The 1136-nt window shown below is 42.7% G+C and carries 2 pseudogenes; one reads left to right on the top strand and one right to left on the bottom strand.

Features of this window, described 5'->3' with window-relative positions:
• Positions 1 to 531 (top strand): annotated as a pseudogene (locus BACCOP_RS03915) (group II intron maturase-specific domain-containing protein); the annotation flags it as partial.
• 135 nt (positions 532 to 666) lie between these two features.
• On the opposite strand, the pseudogene BACCOP_RS03910 reads toward BACCOP_RS03915, so the two are convergent.
• Positions 667 to 1136, bottom strand: a pseudogene (locus tag BACCOP_RS03910) (long-chain fatty acid--CoA ligase); the annotation flags it as partial.

Below are 1136 nucleotides of genomic sequence, written 5' to 3'. Positions count from 1 at the left end.
AGAGGGAACTCTATACCCTTAAAGTCAACAAGGAAAAGACTGTAGTATCGTATGTTCGAGGAGTGAAGTATCTCGGTTATTCCTTTTATGTAATGAAAGGCAAATATCGCCTTACAGTACACCCTAAATCCCAAAGCAAAGATGAAATTGAGCCTCAAAGAGCTGACTAATCGTAGCAATGGATGGGGATACGTCAAGAGGAAACAGAAGCTGAAAGATTACATACGTGGGTGGATTGGATACTATCACCTTGCCGATATGAAACGCTTTCTTCTTGACACAGATGAGTGGTTAAGACGTAGAATACGTATGTGTATATGGAAAGCTTGGAAGAAACCCAAGACCAAGGTGGCAAACCTCATTAAATGCGGTATAGAAAAATATAAGGCATGTGAATGGGGAAACACTCGCAAAGGTTATTGGCGTATCGCTGACAGTCCTATATTGAAAGTGGCGATAAATAATGATAGCCTGCGAAAAGCAGGATATCCTACCTTAATGGGCTCGTATCTCGAATGGTACCCAAAATAGGAACCGCCGTATGCCGAACGGCACGTACGGTGGTGTGAGAGGTCGGTGAACATGAAAATAGGAGATAAACACCTATGATTAATGTTTACCTCCTACTCGATTTAAATTGATTTTGTCGGACAACAATGTTTTTTATTATTCTTTGATATCCTGATAAAGAAAACGTTTGATGCTCTTTTTAGCTGTTTTCTCGAACTCTTCAGGATAGAGTTTGATACGGGTAATTTGTGAATAAGCCGGCAGCATTTTGTTAAGCTCTGTACGGTTGACCTCGATGGCTGCTTCCAGCGCTTTTTTGTCCATACCTTGTGCAAAGGCTTCTTCATTGTCTGGATAAACCAGTGCGATAAGCTTGTCTCCAGCCAGAATGACAAGCGATTCGTTTACGAAAGGCATGTTGTTCAAACGGGCTTCAATTTCCTCAGGGTAAATGTTTTGTCCGGAAGCTGTAAGCAGCATGTTCTTGCAGCGCCCCTTAATGAAAATATTTCCCTCGGCATCCTTGATGGCCATGTCGCCTGTATGAAGCCAGCCATTGCAATCGATAGCCTGTGCTGTGGCTTCCTCGTTCTTGTAATAACCCAGCATGACATTCATTCCCCGGC

The sequence above is a fragment of the Phocaeicola coprocola DSM 17136 genome (assembly GCF_000154845.1).
Taxonomy (GTDB): Bacteria; Bacteroidota; Bacteroidia; order Bacteroidales; family Bacteroidaceae; genus Phocaeicola; species Phocaeicola coprocola.
This window is presented reverse-complemented; position numbering and strand designations above follow the sequence as displayed.